We start from the raw sequence: 19,408 nt of genomic DNA on the forward strand, positions 1-19,408 counted from the left end.
CTTACTCTTCCGTTACCTGTACCTTCAAGGTTGCCTTCACTTCAGGGTGAACCTTGACAGTTACTTGTGTTACGCCGAGTGTACGAATAGGCTCGTCCAGCTCAATTTTGCGTTTGTCTACTTTCAGACCTTTTTTAGACAAAGCTTCTGCAATCTGTTTGCTGGTAATGGCACCGAACAGACGACCACCTTCACCGGACTTGGCTTTCAGTTCAGTCACTTCTGCTTCCAGCTTCTTCGCGAGTGCTTCCGCTTCTGCTTTCTCTTCTTGTTTGATTCTTTCTTCAGCAGCCTTCTGGTTGTCCAAAGTCTTCATGTTGCCATCTGTTGCTGGACGTGCGATTCCCCGTGGCAGTAGGAAGTTCTGTGCGTATCCCTCAGATACTTCTTTCACTTGCCCTTTCTTGCCTTGACCCTTCATATCTTTTATAAAAATGACTTTCATTCGAACAGCCCCTCTTCCTTTTCGATTTCAGCCAGTACGTTCGTCAGCCGTTTTTCTGCCTCTCCAAGCGTTCCTTCAAGCTGCACGGCAGCATTGGTTAAATGTCCGCCACCGCCCAGTCGTTCCATGACAACCTGAACATTCATGCGCCCCAGCGATCTCGCGCTGATGCCAATCAGTCCATCCGGACGCTCACTAATCACAAATGAAGCGACCACGTCAGTCATGTTCAGCAATGTGTCCGCCACTTGGGCGATCATCATCTGTGGAATCTTGCTGCCAGGGTCCGTGACCGCCAGCGCAATGTTCCCGTATACCATTTTAGCATGCTTTATGATTTCTGCCTTAGCAATATATTCTGACAGATCCTCTTTCATCAACCGTTGGATCATAATGGTGTCCGCACCACTCCGACGCAGGAAGCCTGCCGCTTCAAACGTTCTGGACCCGGTGTGCAGTGCAAAATGCTTCGTATCCACCGTAATCCCGGCAAGTAGAGCCGTAGCTTCCAGTGGAGTGAATTGTACCTTGTCATGAATGTATTGCAAAAGTTCAGTTACCAGTTCCGCAGCAGAGGACGCATACGGCTCCAGATAGATCAACACCGCGTCATTGATGAACTCTTCACCCCGGCGATGATGGTCCACAACCACGACACGGGTCGCAGACTGTACCAATTTCGGCTCCATGGTCATGGAGGCCTTATGTGTATCCACCACAACCAACAGCGTGTGCTCGGTCATCATCTGGGTTGCCTGTTCTGGTGATACGAATGCTTTGGACAACTTCTCGTCCTTGTTCACCTGCTCCATCATGCGTTCAATCGATGGATTAATTCCATCCAGAACAATCCGGGCTTCCACATTGTACAGACTGGCCGCTTTCCACACTCCGATGGATGCGCCGATCGCATCCATATCCGGAATTTTGTGGCCCATGATGAGCACCCGATCGCTCTCCTGCATCAAATCACGCAGCGCATGAGCAATAACGCGGGCTCTGACCCGTGTCCGTTTCTCCACTGCATTGGACTTGCCACCGTAGAAAGACAGGCGTTGCCCGGACTTCACAGCAGCCTGGTCGCCACCACGTCCAAGTGCCATGTCCAGACTGGACTGTGCCAGTTCTCCCATCTCACTGATGCTATCCGATCCAAATGCCAGTCCTACACTGAGTGTCATTGGCACTTTGAGGTCAGCAGTCATCTCCCGAACTTCATCTAAAATGACAAACCGGCTCTGCTCCAGTTCCTGCAAAGACTTATGGTTCAGCATCAACAGATACCGATCAGAAGACAGACGACGCAGGTACACTTCGTACCGCTTGGCCCATGACGTAATCTCACTGGTCACACGGGCAATCAGCGCTGTACGCTGCTGGTCGTCCATGCCCTGGGCAGCTTCGTCCAGATTATCCAGAACGAGAATACCCAATGCAAGGCGCTCATTTTCATATTTATCACGAAGAATGGCTAACTCCGTAATCTCGTATACATATACATACCGCTCCTGCGGGTTATGAATAACTCCATAATGCCGATCATCCAACTGGAATTCGTCATGAAACTCCTTGGATGAATGTTCCTTGGTCCCATCCTTCTTCTCTTTAGGCTGAGGAAGTTTGGGAAACAAATTAAGTAGCGGATTACCCACCATTGTCTTCTCCTGGAACATCTCCGCGACAAAGCGGTTATGCCACTCTACCGTACGATCTTCGCTGTACAGCACAATTCCGAATGGAAGCATGCTGACCGCTTCCCCTTCCATCCGTTTGATCCGAATAGATAGGCCATTAATGTAGTCGTTAAGCTCACGGCGGAACGCGAGCTCCGCCTTAATCATGACGATTCCCAGCGCCGAAGCCAGTATCAGACTAATCAAACCAAGCGTCCAGTTATAGATGGTAACGAACATCACAAGCAACAGCAGCAGTATGAACGCCCATACGGTATAGTAGCCGTGCCAGCGTTTCTTCAGAAATTTAGGCATGACTCATCACCCTATCGTTTTGATTTCGATATTGCCTCACGAAGCGGGAACGCCAGATCGATAATTCCGATAATCCGAAGCGGACCAATGAAGAAGACCGCAACCGCCAGGAAATACGGTATAACCGGATTCCATTTCTTTGTATGTGAGAGAAAGAAGAAGAAGCCGATCGCTTGAATCATGAAGCCCAGATTGATTAATGGCGACAGATTCATGGCAATCATGGTCCAGTACGTTCCATCACTTTGTCTAGAGATTACTTCGATCAACAAGGCGAGGAAATAATACCAGATCAACGCACGCGGCATACGCCACTCTCTCGCTGGTGGAAGCTTCGATACCGTCACACCCATTACGTTCAGGATCGGACGAGCAATAACGTGTGTGATGAAGGCCATTACCATCGATGTAACAACGAGGGCAAAAGGTATCATAAGCTGCGTTTGTTTGGCAACATCCTCGGTCATCTCAGGCGTCCATGCAAACCCGTTAATCATCTGATTGGATGTATTCGTTAACGGTTCAATGGTCAGTCTGACCACATCTTCAATATAGCTGGACAGGTCGAATTGGAAAATGACACTGCCGACCAAGAGCAACAATAAGTATTCTGCCAGCATCGTGCCACTTCCCGCCATAAGCGTGAACAGGGCCGATTTACGTGTTTTATACGCGTGACCCATAACGAGCGCAGGCAGGGTAAAGATAAGCAATAGCAGCAGATAGATCGGATGGAATATCACCAAAATAACGGCCACTGGCACGAGATGCCATATAAATGATTTTAAAGATAATGAAGCATACAAAATAACTCCCGGAATCATCATAAAAAATATGGCAAGTACCGATAAAGGAGTTAACAGCGAAAGTAGCAGGAGCAGATAGACTGCACTCCAAACAGCTGATTTAAAGCTAAATTTCAACAAATTCACCTCTTACGCATATGATCTTCTAGCGCGGAAATATCCTGGTACCAGTCTTCAAGCTGGTGACCTTCCTGTTTATGCTTTTTCAACTTCTCAACAAGCAGTGCATCCAAATCCTTGAAAGGAATACCGAGCCTGCGGCCCAATATGTAACTACTCATAATTAAACTGGCAAGACTGTCCCCGATTCGAGTTGTACTGCCTTCCCATAACGCCTTGAATAATCGGGATACTTGATCAAGTACTTCGGTTTTAAGCCATTCAATCACTTTAGCGCGTTTGGCTACATCCAGTTCTTTAGGCATTTGGCGAAAGTCACTCTCCCCCGAAAAAGCTTTATTCTCGATTATAGCATAAAAAGAGGGCCCGCAAAATTACCCCAAAAAGCGGAGAAGTTCTCCGAAACTGATGTCAGGTACTTATGCGGAGTCCTCCGTACATCCAATCGACATATATACTTGTAAAAAAACTTCGAATGCGCCCTTGGTTCAGGACTTCTTGAGTTTAACATGATACCGGACGGCTGTGATTATCCCTGCTGTCACAATAATGTTTATATTCGTTACGGCTTACTTGGCCTTAATCGATTCTTTGGCTACAATGCCTTCGCAGTACTCAATAATCTGACTCCGTCTGACAATACCAATGAACCGCTCCATATCATCCACCACAGGAACAAAGTTCTGAACTTTTGCCAGATTAATCAGGTCTTCCATATTGGCATCAATAGAAACGGGCTTAATATCCAGGCGAAGTGGAACGTCTTTGAGCAAGAACTTTGAAGCGTTTTCAAATGAAATCTTTCCCTCGGCATTCTTCATATACCACAATAAGTCGCCTTCGGTAACCGTACCAATGTATTTGCCTTCCTTATTCAAAATGGGCACCGCCGTAAACCGATGATACTCCATCCGTTCCAACGTTTGCCGCAGCGTAGAATCCGACGTCACACATGTAACCTCTTGTTTGGGCAGCAAAAAAAATGCGATGTTCATACCCTTACGTATCCTCCTTGTGAATTTCTTCGTTCAACTTATCTCGCTCAACTTATATTATACGGATCAGAACGCAGGATGTTCCAAAAGGATCATGGATCTCACTACAAAGAAAAAAAACAGCAGCCCGCGAATAAACGTACTGCTGATTGTTGTCTACAACAAACCATCGGTATGGAATTGATTATTCAATCATTTGCCGGTCAGGGATCATTACTTCACCGGCTGGGGTCGATTGATCCATCCAGTTGTTAATCAGCTCTTTGGCATATTGGACATCTTTCTCATCAGCACGCCCATAATAGATACCGTCTTTACGCATCCCCTCACCCAGAATCGTAAAGCTTGAGATCTGTGGTTTCTCCTGAGTAAGTACCTGTTTGGCCAGATCAATAATGAAAGAAGCTCGCATATCCGTCTGGAAGCTATCTCCCATGATCTGAATCAATTCCGGAATTTTGGCGATTTGATTCAAATTCAACATCTCATTCGCCATCGCGTTCAGGAAAATCTGCTGCCGCTTGGTACGATTAAAATCGCTATCCTCACGGTATCTTACATAATACAGTGCTTCCTGCCCGTCATAGATCGGCTTGCCGCCTTCAATCGTGAATTGCACATGATTCGGGTCCTTGTTCACAATGTCCTCATCAATCGGCAGTTTTACACCGCCAAGCGCATCAACGACTTTTTTGATCCCGTCGAAGTTGATCGTGGCATAGTAACCTACATCGGCATTAAGGAATTTCTCCACCGTATTGATGGACATATTCTCCCCACCGAACGCATAGGCATGCGCCAGCTTATCATAATCATCTTCGCCGTCCTTGTTCGCATCCCGTCCCACAATCTGCACATACGTGTCACGTGGAATGGACACCAATAGTACACGGGACTCTTTTGGACGAACTACAGCGTAGATCACTGTATCTGAACGTCCACGCGTCTTCTCATAGGCGCGTTTGTCCGAACCCAAAAGTAACACCGAGAAAGGTTCCTTGCGATATACCGTTGGATCAGGCGTATTGTTGCCTTCCTGCGGTACATAAGAGCGGGATAGCTGATCTTCTACCGAACCGGCGAGAAACAGATCAAATGCCGCTACAGCCAGCTGTTGACGGAACAAATAGCCCCCGATTAACAAAACAACAAGCGAAACGAGCGTTATATATAGGCCTTTTCTTCTTTTCTTCTTCTTATCTTTAGTTCTGCTTTTCATCCATTGATTCCTTCTTCACTATCAAAATGAGAATCCATACTACCAATTAAACGTCTGGGATGCCTTGTGACTCGGTGTTCTCTGAAGTTTTCTCTATCTGGAATCAAGACACCGCTTACGCTCGTTCTATTGTAATCATTGCGAGGAGATGAAAAGTTACAATCCGGTTAAATTGAAAAGAACAGCGACTCCTTTTTTAGTTACAAAAGGTACACTGTTCTCTTCATTTCGACACACTATTGAATCAGTTTGTGGATATACTTTCCACATGCTGGCTCTTCTCTTTTTGACGCAGACGTCCCGTTATCAGCGCAGCCACCAGCGTAAGCACACTGAATACGACCGCAGACCAGAAGAGGCCATTGTAACCCTGACCTGTCGTTTGATGCACTGCCTGAAGCAAGACATCACGGATACCTTCATCAGGAATTTGGGACAGGCCCGCTGTCAGACTGGACACATCACTCCCGGATGAACCACCCGAGGCATATTGCTCCAGCATCTCAGGCGGCACCTGAATACCTTTATCAGCAAACCCTGTCTGAATGTTGGATCCCAGATTAATAAAAGAACGTGCCAGAAATCCGGCAAAAATCGTAGGCGCAATAGCCATAGCCATCTGGCGGAATAACGAACTGGTCGCTACCGCAATACCTTTGTTGTTCTCTCCCGCCTGTTCCGTGACAAGTACGTTAACTGGCGCACCAAGCATCATGCCGAAGCCGATACCTACGAGCGTACTCGCGATGACAAATTGCCAGATATGCTCTACCCATAGCGGGAACAGCAGGAATCCAATGGCGGATAGCAGCCCCGCAACCGATAACGTCCAGATTGGCCCTTTGCGGTCAACGAGGTATCCACCTCCGCCTGCCCCAATGCCTGATGCCAGCGCGAGCGGAGTAAACCAGTACCCGGAGGCCGTATTGGATACGCCAAGATATTGCTCAACAAATCCGGGAATAAAGATCACTGAGGCCAAAATAGCTCCAGAGAAAAAGGCAATCAGCAGCGTCCATCTAAAGGACGCGATGCCCAGAAGCTGTGTCGATACAACAGGTTCACGTTCAGATCCTTCGAGTCTTTTTTCCATGAAGTAGAAGAGCACCAGAATGATCACACCTGCCAAGAAGAAACCGTAGAACATCGGTGATCCCAGGCTTTGAAGCATGTTCACACCGTCCAGATTGCTGAAGCTATACATTAAACTGAGCACACCTAGTGTCAGGACAGCGATACCGCTCCAGTCCACTGCTGCACGGTTCAGTTCTTGCTCTTCATGAATAAATCGAATACCTGCAATGAATAGCAAAATGGCGATAGGCACGTTGATCAGGAACAACCAATGCCAGTTGCCCGTAATGTCCAGTATGAAAGCACCAACATTGGGCCCCAAAATGGCGGCAACACCATTCATACCTCCAAGCAGACCCAAGGCAGTACCTTGACGCTCCACTGGGAACTTGCTTAATACGTATGAGCTGGCAATGATAAAGATCCCCCCGCCGCCCAAAGCTTGAATGACACGAGCGATCAGGAAGAAGGTAAACGATGTGCTTAGCGCGACGAGCAAGGACCCGATCCCAAACAACGCCACTTCAATCAAAAATAGTTTCTTGCGACCATAACGGTCCGACAGCTTACCCGCAATAGGAACACTCACTGCAAGTCCGAGCGTGTAGAGCGTAATTGTCCACGCCCCCCATGTTGGCGACACACCAAACGATGCATTTAAGGTGGTCAGTGAAGAGGTGATGATCCCATTATCCAACGCAGCCATGAATACACCTATGGCAAAAAGGATCAGCGGCCATTTCATTTGTTTTTGCATCACATGTTACCTCCCGATCAGATCTTAAATTCAGTATCGTACAGTTGGTTTGGTACATATATATTAAACTCAATTGAATAATAATGACTCACTGGTCATTTTAAAACAAAAGAAATCCATATGTCAATTTAATAATATGGTTATATGGTTCATTTTACCTCTGATCCGATAAAATAAAGCTGCCCACAGGTTCGGTCGAACCTGTGGGACAGTCCTCAATGTCTAACGTACTATGGCTGCATCAGATGACGATTCAGGAATTTTTCAATCGCACGGTACAGATCAAGCTGATTCTCTACGTTCGCGAAGCCATGACCTTCGTTTGTCTTTAACATATATGGTACATCAACTCCACGCTTACGTAATGCTTCAACGATCTGGTCTGACTCGGCTTGTTTGACACGTGGATCATTGGCGCCCTGAACCACGAATAATGGAGCCTTCATCTGATCGATGTGGAAGAGTGGTGAAATAGCTGTTAACAGTTCCTTGTCCTTCTCGGGATCTCCTACACGTTCATAGAACATACTGCGCTCTGATTCCCAGTAAGGTGGCAGTGAATCCAGAAGGGTGAAGATGTTGGAAGGTCCAACATAGCTAATTCCTGCAGCGTAAACATCGGGTGTGAATGCCAGTCCTGCCAGAGCCGCATATCCGCCGTAAGATCCACCATAGATCGCTACGCGCTTCGCATCAACCGTTCCCTCTGCAACTAGCCAGTTCACGCCGTCTGTGAGGTCGTTCTGCATGGCTTTACCCCACTCTTTATTACCGGCATCCAGGAATTCCTTACCGTACCCTGTAGAGCCACGGAAGTTCACCTGTAGAACGGCATAGCCACGACTTGCCAGGAATTGAATCTCAGGATTGAAGCCCCATGAATCACGAGCCCAAGGACCACCATGTGGAACAACCACCAGTGGCAAATCGGAAGCCTCCGCTCCTTGAGGCAGTGTCAGATAACCATGAAGGGTTAGACCGTCACGTGACTTATACGTAATGGGCTTCATGTCCGACATTTGGCTCTCATCAATCCAAGGTGCTGCATCAGCCAATTTATCGAGTTTGCCTGTTTTGGAATCGTAGAAATAATACGTGCCCATCGTTTTGTCGTTATAGGCTACAAACAGTACCTGGCCTTCCTCGCTTATGCTGCTGAGACTAACTTCCTTGCCTGGCACTTTCGCTTTGATATCCTGCATTAACGTTTTGAACTCTTGATCAAAGAATTCATAGTTCATTTTATCTGTCTCATACACAGCAGCAAGAATAGTTCCTTTTTCTTTGGAAGGGATGAAGCTGCTTACATCCACATCTTTATTTTCATAAATGGTTTTGGTTACCTTCTTGCTGCTTGGACTGTACTCTACAATTGCCGTTTTGTCTCGCTCCAAGTTAGATACGGCATAGATATTTTTATTGTCGTACGTGAACATGACTGGAGCAAAAGTCTCTCCCAGCTTCGTTGTCAGTAGCGGCTCAAATTCTTTATCCTCTGATTCACGATACAGTAACGAAGACACATTACCATCACTGGATACGGCAACACGAATTTTGCCTTCGTGATCCGTTAGCCAGCCTGTAATATTGCCCGGATTCTCTGCCGCAAGCACAGCCTCTCCTGTCTTGATGTTAATACGGTATACATCGAAGATGCGTGGATCACGTTTGTTCAGACCTACCAGAATCTCATCCGGGATATTCTCAAGCGGATCTACCAGGATGGCTCTTGTATTAGGATACGGCGTCAGATCCTTGCTATTTTTACCATCGATATCCGTAATATATAAATGATAATTCTCATCGCCTGCCTTATCTTGCACGTAGAGCAGCTTGTCATTGGTTGCCCATGCAAATCCAGCGATATTACGTTCTGTTTCGCTCGTAATGCGTACAGGCTTATCCTGGCCGTTTGCGGTAACTACGATATTCATGCGGTTGTTCCATGGCTCCAGGTACGCGAGATGTTTACCGTCAGGCGACATCTGGAACCCTGCCTGAGCAGGCTGTTTGAAGAAGTCCTCCAGAGGTGTGAGACCCTCTGACTTCACATCAAGTCCAAGCGCGAGATACAGTGCATCTGCGAATTCTCCATGAGTCACCGATTGTTTGGCATTAAATGCGCTACCTTCGATAATAAAATGCTGCTTAACCCTTGCAGCGTCATTCGCATGTACAGCTGGAATCTGATCGGCATCGCTGTATACTACCTGAATTCCATTATCCTTCAGTTCGAATGCACGCGTAAATAACGATGCCATTTGTGCACGTGTAAGTGGTGCATCCGGGGCATAGCCTTTTGCCTTCCCTTGAATGAATCCGCCTTGCTTCAGAGCGTAGATAGCAGGCGCAGCTTCATTCTCCGGCGTAACATCTGCAAAACCTGTAAGTGATGCAGGCGCATCCAGTTTAAGTACACGTTGCAGAATGATTGCCGCTTCGGCACGAGTGATCGGAGTTGTTACCTCTGTGATTTCATCTATGTATCCCAGTTGCTGTAGTGTTCGTGTCGCCTTGGAAGCAATGGCCTCCGAGACCGCCGCTGTAGGTTTTACGGCTTCTGCCGCTTGTACAGCTGGTTGAATCAGTGCAACGGACATGGCCATAGTAAGCGTGAGAGCGTATACCTTTTTGCTGATCGCGTTCAAACGATTTCCCCCTTTAAAGTGAATTACAGAATAATATGGAATTATACGTAAGTCATTTTACCATGATTAACCACGAGATAACAGCGAGAAGAGCTCCTATACAATGTCCTTGTTCACAAGTTATTTCGATCCCGAAAATCCATAGTTGAACAACTTCCGTGTCTCCACAAAACGCCCTTCACGAGTATCTGTTCCAAATACAACGGAAATCAGTCTTTTGCCATCACGTTCAGCTGTCCCAACAAAATGATATCCGGAATCTTCATCATACCCGGTCTTCAATCCGTCATTCCCATCGTAAGCATACGGCCCACCAATGGAGGACAACATCCAGTTCGTGTTACTCATATACATTCCTTTTTGATGCATCGATACTTGCATTTGACTAGAGACTCTTAAGATCTCGGGATGGTTATTCAGCAGATATCGCGCAAGCTTACACGCATCTATAGCCGTCATTAAGGTCTGCCCTTGTATTTCGGTCGGACGATTAGGACCAAGCAGCTTTTCACTCAAGCCTGTTGAATTCGTGAATTGTGTATCCTCAGACAACCCAATCTGAGTTGCTTTTTGGTTCATCTGCTGCACAAACTTATGCTCTGTACCACTGATATGTTCAGCCAAAGCAACCGCTGCATCATTCGCTGAATAGACAGCTACAATCTGGAATAAATCCTTTACTGTTAATTGCTCACCCTGTTTCAAGGTCAGTTGACTGCCCCCTACCGAACTGGCATACAGACTCACATTAACAAGATCGTCCCAGCTTATATCACCATTGATCACGGCCTCCATCACAAGCAGTTCTGTCATCAACTTACTCACGCCTGCCGGAGCAATTTCCTCAGAGCCGTTAAAGTCCATTAAGACCTGTTCAGAATTCATATCCATTAAGACAGCAGATTCAGCTTTAATTCCCGGTTTGCCTACCAGCATGTCCGGTTTCACACCCAAATATATAATGAGCAGCAGAGCTAGCAGCGTACCTGCCCGTTTCCACCATTTTTTCATAAGATAATCACCTCTTACCTATATAGACGAAGTGAACGGGCATTTTGTCTGCACTTTTTTGAAAAAAAGTTAAATTTTTTTTATTTTTCGGTTACAAAAAAAACATGAACCCCATACACCCATGCCAGAGTGTACAGAATCCATGTTTTTAAAGACACTTTTGTTCATTCTCCCAGGAGAATTTTTCATTAGAATTTAGCAACCGAGTTCTGAAAGGACCCCAATCCTTACAGCTGCTAATTACTGAATTGTATTATTCAGCTACAACTGCTTTGTCTGCGTTAACTTGCAGGTCGCTCAGATAAACGCCTGTTCCATCACCAATCGCATAGTTCATTACACGTTTGTTAACCGGTGCTACAACTGCACGATACAGTGTAGGGAATACAGGAACTTCGTCTACCATGTATTGCTGCCATTGATTGTAGATCTCTTTACGCTTGTCTACATCAAATGCTTCAGCAGAGATACCTTGTGCCAGCAATTTGTCATTCTCTTCGCTAGAGAATCTGGAGAAGTTATACAATGCATCACGGCCATACAGACCGGATGGATCTACGTCAATACCAACGCCCCATGCCGCTTGATATACATCAATGTTCGGATCATCTTTACCTGTGTTACCTACACGGTCATAGAAGCTGTTGAACTCAACCATTTCCAGGTTAACTTTCAGACCAATAGCTGCCCATGATTGAACGTAGTAACGTGCCAATGGTTCAGCAGTGTCGCCACCAGTCATGGACACAAAGTTGATTTCCAGTGGTGTTCCATCTGGATTAGTACGGAATTCACCGTCCAGTTTGTAACCAGCTTCTTCAAGCAGTGCTTTCGCTGCTTCCGGATCATATGCTACACCCGGATTACTGGAATCATGGAATTCTGGGTGAGATGGTGGAATCAGAGTTGTTGCATTCCAGCGCAGACCGTTGTAGAAACGTTTACCTACTTGGTCATTATCTACAGCCATCCACATTGCTTTACGCAGATTTTTGTCGCCCATTTTTGCTTCGGCATTACTTACAACTTTTCCGTTTTCTTCATCCCACGTACCCAGTTTGAAACCGATGTACGTATAAGCACGATCGATTGCGCCCAGGAATTCTACGTTAGACAGGTTTGCATTGTCTTTGTATTGATCTGTCGGGAATGCATCCACGAGGTCTACCCCGCCAGATTTCAGTTCTTGAACAACCGTTGTCGGGTTGATAACTTTCAGAGTCACACTATCCAATTTTGGAGCCCCACGCCAGTAGTCTTCGTTCTTAACATAAGTTACAGACTCACCCGGAGTGATGACATCGACTTTAAATGGGCCAAAACCAATTGGTTTTTCACGTACTTCTTTGGAAGAAGACATTTTCGCTACATCCATATCTCCGAAGATATGTTTAGCCAATGGATACGTCCATACGCCACCTGTCAGCAGGGACGGTGTGGATTCTTTATACGTAATGCTGATTTGTTTGTCGCTCAGCACTTTAATACCAGAGATTGTTTTTGCTGTTCCCGCATGAAATTCTTCCATACCTACGACACTAGTGAAGCTCGAGTCATAACGAGGGCCATCATAGCCTTTACTACCAATCACTTCATAAGCAAATTGCAAATCTTCAGCCGTTACCGGCTTGCCATCATGCCAGTTTACATTGTCACGAATGGTTAGTGTGAACGTTTTGCCATCTTCTGAAGTCTCATATGTTGCTGCACCATCGTTGGTGTATACATAGTCTTTGTCCCATGTAAGCAATGCCTCATCAAACCATTGCAGTACCTGAACATCCGGGTTACCGGAATAGAAGTTGTAGTTCAGTGTACCTTCAAAAGCCGTATCTGATACAAGTCCGAATGTAATTGATCCACCCTCGATCGCAGTACCCTCATTCGTTTTAACATTGTTAAAGTCTTCAATGGAGTAAACGCCCTCTTCATTAGCAGGTTTTTCCTCTGTTTTTCCCTCTTCTGTGTTGGTAGCAGGAGCTGGAGTAGCTGCTTCCTTCTCAGAGCACGCTGCGAGCACCAATACAAAGACCAGCATCATCGTGAAAAATAGTCCCCGTGAAAATAATCCCTTTTTCATGAACCTTTCCTCCCTTTTTTAACCTCTTCTTTGTCTTGCATCAGTCGCACGCTTTAGGGCTTGACCGACATTATTTATACTCAACATCAATACCAGGATCAGCACCGATGCGGGTAGCCATATCCACCATCTGGATTCCAGGGTTTGCGGATTACGTGCGTAACTTACGAGTGTTCCAAGACTAGGCGTACTTTCGGGAAAACCAAACCCGAGGAAAGACAGCCCGGATTCGAGGCCAATGTTGGCAGCGAGATTCAATGTCATCGTTACGATGATAATGGAGCTCAGATTCGGAAGAACCTGTGAGAAAATGATCTTAAGATGGGATGATCCCAATGTTTTTGAAGCTTTCACATATTCAAGTTCTCTCTCCTGCAGTGCCTTAGACCGAATTAATCTAGCAATTCCCATCCATAGGAAGGCAGTCATGATTAGCGAGAACGAAACAATATTATATTTGGGTACTGCTGTAACAAACGCGATAACAATCATCATGAACGGAAGAATCATGAAAAAATCCACGATGCGCATGAATACATTGTCAATCAGTCCTCCGAAATAACCAGACAATATACCGATTACGATCCCCAAGAAACCTGTCATTACCGTAACTAGAATGGCAATGGATAACGAGTTCCGAGTTCCGATGATTAGTTGTCCAAATACATCACGACCTCCGTAATCTGTTCCTAACCAGTATTGTGCAGAAGGCGGCTCATATAAAGCGAATAGATCCACTTTAACAATTTCATCCTGATCCAGGATCAGAGCCGTTCCATAGACTATTAATAAAACCAGTCCCAAAAATATGAGCGAGATTAGTGCCACCTTATCCCGGACAAGCTCTCTCCATAAGATACTCAAGCTGGAGGGGCTCTTATCAATCTTCTGTGAAGTTACAACGACATCATTGGCCTTGCTCATCTTATTCACCCCGAAATCTTCAAGTTCTTACTTGATCCGTATACGCGGATCTACTAATCCCAGAATAATGTCAGATAACAGCGACCCCAGGATTGTAGCTATACCAAATAGCAGGACAAGTGCGGTTACAACACTGAAATCACGAAGAGAGATTGAGTTAAGGAACAGCTGTCCCATGCCTGGGTAACTGAATATACTCTCAATGAAAATAGTACCTCCGATAAGTCCTGTAATCTCATAACCGAAGAATGCCGCAATCGGCAATAGAGAGTTCCTTAAAATATGCCTGTTGTAAACTCGTGATTCCGAAGCACCCTTGGCTCGCGCAGTAAGAACGAATTCTTTATGCTTGATATCGATAATCTCGCTACGTAAGTATTGAACGGTTGATACCGTAGTAATCAGTGCCATGGATAATGCCGGTAATAACAGATGATAGAATTTGCTTGCAATGTAACTGAATGTTCCTGGTGTAAGACCAGGTGCCACGCTACCCCCCGTCGGGAATAAGCCAAAGTGGAATCCAAAGATCCATAACATAACCAGTGCAAAAATGAACAACGGTGCTGCGAAACCCAGATAGGTGTAACCCGTAATTAAACGGTCAGACCATGTATCATTGTAACGACCACTGATAATACCAAGAGGGATCGCGATTAAATATGTGAATACAAGTGTTGCAAATGCCAGCCAAAATGTATTTGCAATTCTTTGACCTATCAGATCAGAAACTGGCATCTTGAATCGGAAAGATTGTCCAAAGTCGCCTTGCGCGGCATTTCTAATCCAGTCCCAATACTGTACATACCATGGATTATTAAGTCCAAGTCGCTCCCTCTGTTCATCCAAAGCTTTAGGATCAATGCTTGGATCGAGCAAGCCGGTTAGAGCATCTCCTGGCATCGCTTTGGCCATCAAAAATACCAAAAGACTTAGTAAAAAGATTTGAGGGATCATAATCATGATTCTTCGTACTATTATTTTCCACATATGGCCTTCAACCTTTCTGAGGTAGAGCTACTCGGTGAGTATCGGAAATGGATTGGAGCGAGTATGCAAGCCCTTCCTCATCAAAGAAATTTCGGTATGAATGTTCATACTCGGATTTGACCTGTTGACGGAAGGCTACCATTTCCTCTCGTTTGGTTGGGTCCATATCCGGAATGGCTGCAATAAGACGTTTGGTATAGATGTGCTGCGGATTCTCAAAAATATCATCCGTTGTTCCCTGTTCTACATATCGACCTTTATACATAATTCCAATCTCATCACACATATGACGGATAATGCCCAAATCGTGACTAATGAACAGGTAAGTCAGGTTCAACTCTTTTTGAATTTCCTGCATGAAGTTGAGTACCTGAGCCTGTACCGATACATCCAACGCAGATACAGGTTCATCCGCGATAATCAGCTTCGGCTTCAATGCAATGGCCCGTGCAATGCCGATCCGTTGACGCTGTCCTCCTGAGAATTCATGCGGATATTTGTAGATTGATTCTGGACTCAGACCAACCTTTTCAAGTAATTCTCTTACTTGTCTTTTCTCCTCGGTAGCTGTCAGACGCTCATAGTTACGAAACGGCTCAGCGATAATATCGATAACCCGCTTCTTGGGATTCAATGATGAATATGGATCTTGAAAGATCATTTGTACATCACGCTGAAGCTGCCTGTCTTTACGCCGTTCTGTAGCCAGGTTTTTCCCGTTAAATAGAATCTTTCCGTCAGTAACATGGTTTAGCCCAATAATGGCTCTGCCTGTTGTTGTTTTACCTGAACCGGATTCGCCAACCAAACCGTAGGTCTGTCCTTGTTCAATGGAAAAGCTAACATCATCAACAGCCTTTACACTGCCAATTTCCCGTTTGAGCAATCCACCGCGAATCGGAAAGTGTATCTTGAGTCCTTCTACTTCGAGTAATGCCATTATGTTATTCCTCCTCAGCTTGGTCAGGGAAATGAAAGTGCTGGTAACAGGTACACCGTACCAAGTGACCTGGTGCAATTTCATGCATCTGTGGGTTCTCTTCATGAGCCGAATCACTAATCCATGGAATTCGGGCTTTGAATCTGCACCCTTTGCGAGGAAGATTTTTAAGTGAAGGCACAATGCCTTGGATGACATGCAATTTGGATCCTTCTTCAGACAGGGTGGGAATAGAGTTCAACAGTGAACGTGTATACGGATGCTTCGCATCATTCATCAGTGTGAAGATATCTGCGATTTCGACAATTTCTCCTGCATACATAACTGCAACACGATCAGCCATCTCGGCTACGACACCCAGGTCATGTGTAATCAAAATAATGCCTGCGTTAATTTCGTTTTTCAGATCACGGATCAGCTCCAAAATCTGTAGTTGAATCGTAACGTCAAGCGCCGTCGTTGGTTCATCGGCTATGAGTAGTTCTGGCTTGTTGGCAATCGCGATGGCGATGACAATTCTCTGTCTCATACCACCAGATAATTCGTGGGGATACTGCTTGTATATTTGTTCGGGACGTGGAATCCCTACCTGATTCAATAAGTGAATAACCTTTTCTCTCTTCTCTCTGGAAGACAGCTTGGACTGATGAAGTGTGAGAATCTCTTCAATCTGTTCACCAATAATCATTAGAGGATTTAATGCGGACAATGGGTCCTGAAAAATCATGCCCATTTCTTTGCCGCGTAGCTTGTTCAACTTGCTTGGGGAGATGTTGGCAATATCTTGTCCTTTATAGAGAATCTGGCCTTCGATTTTTGCTTTGTTATGCAAACCCATAAGAGAGAATGCAAAAGCACTTTTGCCTGATCCGGATTCACCTACAATCGCCAACACTTCATTTTTCTTCACCTTAAGGTTAACGTGATCCACTGCTGCGTAATAGTCATCTTCAATTCTGAATGATGTTGTTAGATTTCTGACTTCCAATAGCTCTGTATTCAAATCAATCACCCTAACCCCATAATTTCCGTAGATTGTATTCGTGTGTAGAAGAATGCATCCACTGTATATTTCCAAGTTCTTGAAGATAACGAACAATAGCTTATACAAAATACCAAATCTTTAGGAGAAACAAGTTTAAGAGACTTTTATTTAGACCATTGGTCAATTAATGTTGATAAATCCTAGCGGAATTATACTACAAAATAATTAATGTAATCATACGTGTAATTTTAGCTAACGTCAATGCTTATTTTGAGATTTTTGGTATAAATGTTTTTTATACTACAGATTTGGATATTAGTAATATTATAAAGGTATATGGCAAGGGATTTGAGAGGTCAGACCATGCTTTTGGCTGTGAGGTGTAAATAATTAAAAGGTTATCTCAATATATACATTACATAATAGTGACATGATACGTATATGTGTATGTTGTCATTAGCAGATATTCTTAATTTTATGTGAGGTTAATGTTATGTGTGTGAGTATTAACTAAAATCGAACGATAACTTAAACCTATTCAATCGGTGTCGTTAACCTTGCATTTGAAATAGTATGAACGTGCGAAGTATAAAATCTAGTTATTATAGTATAGTTTCATTTATTTGCTGATGTAAAGACCAAATTGTCATCTTTTATCATTTATTTTACAAAAGAAAGAAAAAAGCCCTGCAAAATGCAGAGCTTTTCTAATATTTATTCATATAAGTGTATATTAAATACTTTTTTTCATTGAGAATCTGGAGGTCTTTTACCTCGTTTTAACTCATTGATACTCAATCCAAAATCCATCTGCAAGTGAGGATAGTCCGGAAAGTTAGCCCAGTCGCCACCCCAAGTGAAACCCAACTCTTTCGCGAGATCCACCACTTCCATCCAGTCTGCCTTGCCATTTCCGTTATCATCCCGTTCCATATCCCACACCACATCACCCTCAGGCGTTCTCAATGCAAAATCAATAGCTAATCCATAGTTATGATATGATTCACCACCACGCGCATTAGTAACGATACTGCCTGTACTTGAGCGTCCTTGATTAAATAGTACATCTTGCTCCTCGGAGCTTCGATAGCCGTGGGTTATAACGATCTCTATTCCACGTCTGGCTGCCTTTCGTACCAATAATTCTTCATTCTCTGCCACTACAGGGTGTAGACCTGTAATTGGTGCTGCATCTTGGATCGGTGTCCCGGGCCACATGTTATCTATATCACTTTTTTGCTGTAACCACACATATATAATGGAAAGTAAAAGAGTAGCTACAATCCAGGTTTTTAGACTTTTCCTTTTTCTCTGCTTCCCTTTACGCTTTGATGTATTCATATCCACTCCTGGTGTTTATTCTGAAATAAACAGCTATTCATGCTGCTTGAACGTTTTCAGTAGATTAGACTCTATTATAGTTCATTTGAGCCTTGAATGCTTCTATCACCACAGTATTGAATTCTTCCATTTGTTAGAGTGGATCTGTTATTTCTAATACTTCTATTGATATATACAAAAAAGCAGCCGGCTATAAGCCGACTGCTTCGTATGCAAGCTGAGTAAAAACTACTCAGTTGTGTATGGCAATAATGCGATTTGACGGGAGCGTTTGATTGCAATCGTCAGCATGCGTTGATATTTAGCGCTAGTACCTGTTACACGGCGTGGCAAAATTTTTCCACGTTCGCTGATAAATTTACGAAGCAAGTCCGTATCTTTATAATCGATGTGAGTAATTTTGTTAGCTGTGAAGAAGCACACTTTACGACGTTTATTACGGCCGCCACGACGTGCCGGTCTTTTATCGTTGTCTCCGCCTTCTCTTTGCTTGAAGCCCATGCTTTTCAGTCCTTTCCTATCATGTAACTCATATCTCCTAAGAGTATCAGCTCATGTTAAAATGGCAAATCATCATCCGATATATCAATCGGTTTTCCGTCATCGGAAAAAGGATCCTGATTGTTGCTACGCGAATTATTGTTATTGTTCGCGCGTCCGCCGCCTCCATAAGAAGGCTCTTCACGCATTGGTTGCCCACCGCCGCCACCGCTATTATCACGGTTAGCTGACTCCAAGAAACGGACATTATCGGCAATGACTTCGGTCACGTATACACGTTTTCCTTCGTTATTCTCGTAGTTCCGTACTTGAATGCGTCCTTCGACTGCAGCCAGGCGTCCTTTGCGCAAGTAGTTTGCACAGGTCTCGGCAAGCTGTCTCCAGGTTACGACCGGAATGAAATCCGCTTCCTTTTCTCCCCCTTGGCTTGTAAACGGTCTGTCCACTGCCAAAGTAAATTGCGTAACTGCTACTCCTGCTGGAGTGTAACGCAACTCAGGATCCCGGGTTAACCGGCCGATCAGAATGACACGGTTCAACAATGTAATCCCCTCCTTCAGAGCGTATTGGTGCGTTAATCACGA

General features: G+C 44.8%; 17 protein-coding genes. All 17 read right to left on the reverse strand.

Going from position 1 to position 19,408, the window contains the following annotated elements; translation table 11 throughout:
- Position 1: 1 nt before the first annotated feature.
- The 17 genes from rplI to ssb all read right to left on the reverse strand — a co-directional run bounded on the left by rplI (position 2) and on the right by ssb (position 19,366).
- A complete protein-coding gene (rplI, locus tag NYE45_RS30110) occupies positions 2-445 on the reverse strand; it encodes a 50S ribosomal protein L9 (RefSeq protein ID WP_062836541.1) in 444 nt (147 codons plus the stop codon).
- Positions 442-2,433 carry a DHH family phosphoesterase gene (locus tag NYE45_RS30115; protein ID WP_074092888.1) on the reverse strand — a complete coding sequence of 664 codons (1,992 nt, stop codon included), beginning with the start codon at positions 2,431-2,433 and terminating at the stop codon, positions 442-444. The genes rplI and NYE45_RS30115 overlap by 4 nt, the downstream gene beginning before the upstream one ends.
- 11 nt (positions 2,434-2,444) lie before the next feature.
- The gene (locus NYE45_RS30120) at positions 2,445-3,356 is read right to left on the reverse strand and encodes a DUF2232 domain-containing protein (RefSeq protein ID WP_062837070.1); all 912 of its coding nucleotides are present in this window, start codon (positions 3,354-3,356) and stop codon (positions 2,445-2,447) included.
- Positions 3,357-3,361: 5 nt separating this feature from the next.
- On the reverse strand, positions 3,362-3,664 hold the full coding sequence (locus NYE45_RS30125; RefSeq protein WP_017691445.1) for a MazG-like family protein: 303 nt from the start codon (positions 3,662-3,664) through the stop codon (positions 3,362-3,364).
- 264 nt (positions 3,665-3,928) lie between these two features.
- A complete protein-coding gene (locus NYE45_RS30130; protein ID WP_062836539.1) occupies positions 3,929-4,354 on the reverse strand; it encodes a CBS domain-containing protein in 426 nt (141 codons plus the stop codon).
- A 184-nt stretch (positions 4,355-4,538) separates the two neighbouring features.
- Complete coding sequence (locus NYE45_RS30135; protein WP_076332209.1) at positions 4,539-5,573, reverse strand: LCP family protein; 1,035 nt, start codon at positions 5,571-5,573, stop codon at positions 4,539-4,541.
- 244 nt (positions 5,574-5,817) lie between these two features.
- Entirely contained in the window at positions 5,818-7,404 is a 1,587-nt protein-coding gene (locus NYE45_RS30140) for an MFS transporter (protein ID WP_340015126.1), read from the reverse strand.
- 230 nt (positions 7,405-7,634) lie between these two features.
- Complete coding sequence (locus NYE45_RS30145) at positions 7,635-10,052, reverse strand: alpha/beta fold hydrolase (RefSeq protein WP_340015127.1); 2,418 nt, start codon at positions 10,050-10,052, stop codon at positions 7,635-7,637.
- 120 nt (positions 10,053-10,172) lie between these two features.
- On the reverse strand, positions 10,173-11,063 hold the full coding sequence (locus NYE45_RS30150) for a D-alanyl-D-alanine carboxypeptidase family protein (RefSeq protein WP_340015128.1): 891 nt from the start codon (positions 11,061-11,063) through the stop codon (positions 10,173-10,175).
- A gap of 253 nt (positions 11,064-11,316) precedes the next feature.
- On the reverse strand, positions 11,317-13,143 hold the full coding sequence (locus NYE45_RS30155) for an oligopeptide ABC transporter substrate-binding protein (RefSeq protein ID WP_340015129.1): 1,827 nt from the start codon (positions 13,141-13,143) through the stop codon (positions 11,317-11,319).
- Between the two features lie 18 nt (positions 13,144-13,161).
- Entirely contained in the window at positions 13,162-14,067 is a 906-nt protein-coding gene (locus tag NYE45_RS30160; protein ID WP_062836533.1) for an ABC transporter permease, read from the reverse strand.
- Positions 14,068-14,094: 27 nt separating this feature from the next.
- Positions 14,095-15,057 (reverse strand): oligopeptide ABC transporter permease, encoded by a 963-nt coding sequence (opp4B, locus tag NYE45_RS30165; protein WP_062836532.1) that lies wholly within the window; start codon positions 15,055-15,057, stop codon positions 14,095-14,097.
- A gap of 7 nt (positions 15,058-15,064) precedes the next feature.
- Positions 15,065-15,997, reverse strand: coding sequence for an ATP-binding cassette domain-containing protein (locus NYE45_RS30170; protein WP_062836531.1), 933 nt, complete (start codon positions 15,995-15,997; stop codon positions 15,065-15,067).
- Positions 15,998-16,001: 4 nt separating this feature from the next.
- A complete protein-coding gene (locus NYE45_RS30175) occupies positions 16,002-17,000 on the reverse strand; it encodes an ABC transporter ATP-binding protein (RefSeq protein ID WP_340015130.1) in 999 nt (332 codons plus the stop codon).
- A 729-nt stretch (positions 17,001-17,729) separates the two neighbouring features.
- The gene (locus NYE45_RS30180) at positions 17,730-18,323 is read right to left on the reverse strand and encodes a M15 family metallopeptidase (protein WP_340015131.1); all 594 of its coding nucleotides are present in this window, start codon (positions 18,321-18,323) and stop codon (positions 17,730-17,732) included.
- Positions 18,324-18,551: 228 nt separating this feature from the next.
- Positions 18,552-18,824, reverse strand: a complete 273-nt coding sequence (gene rpsR, locus NYE45_RS30185; RefSeq protein ID WP_017691433.1) for a 30S ribosomal protein S18 — start codon at positions 18,822-18,824, stop codon at positions 18,552-18,554.
- A gap of 56 nt (positions 18,825-18,880) precedes the next feature.
- Positions 18,881-19,366 carry a single-stranded DNA-binding protein gene (gene ssb, locus NYE45_RS30190; RefSeq protein WP_017691432.1) on the reverse strand — a complete coding sequence of 162 codons (486 nt, stop codon included), beginning with the start codon at positions 19,364-19,366 and terminating at the stop codon, positions 18,881-18,883.
- Positions 19,367-19,408: the final 42 nt, after the last annotated feature.

The sequence above is a fragment of the Paenibacillus sp. FSL K6-1318 genome (assembly GCF_037976905.1).
GTDB lineage: Bacteria > Bacillota > Bacilli > Paenibacillales > Paenibacillaceae > Paenibacillus > Paenibacillus amylolyticus_A.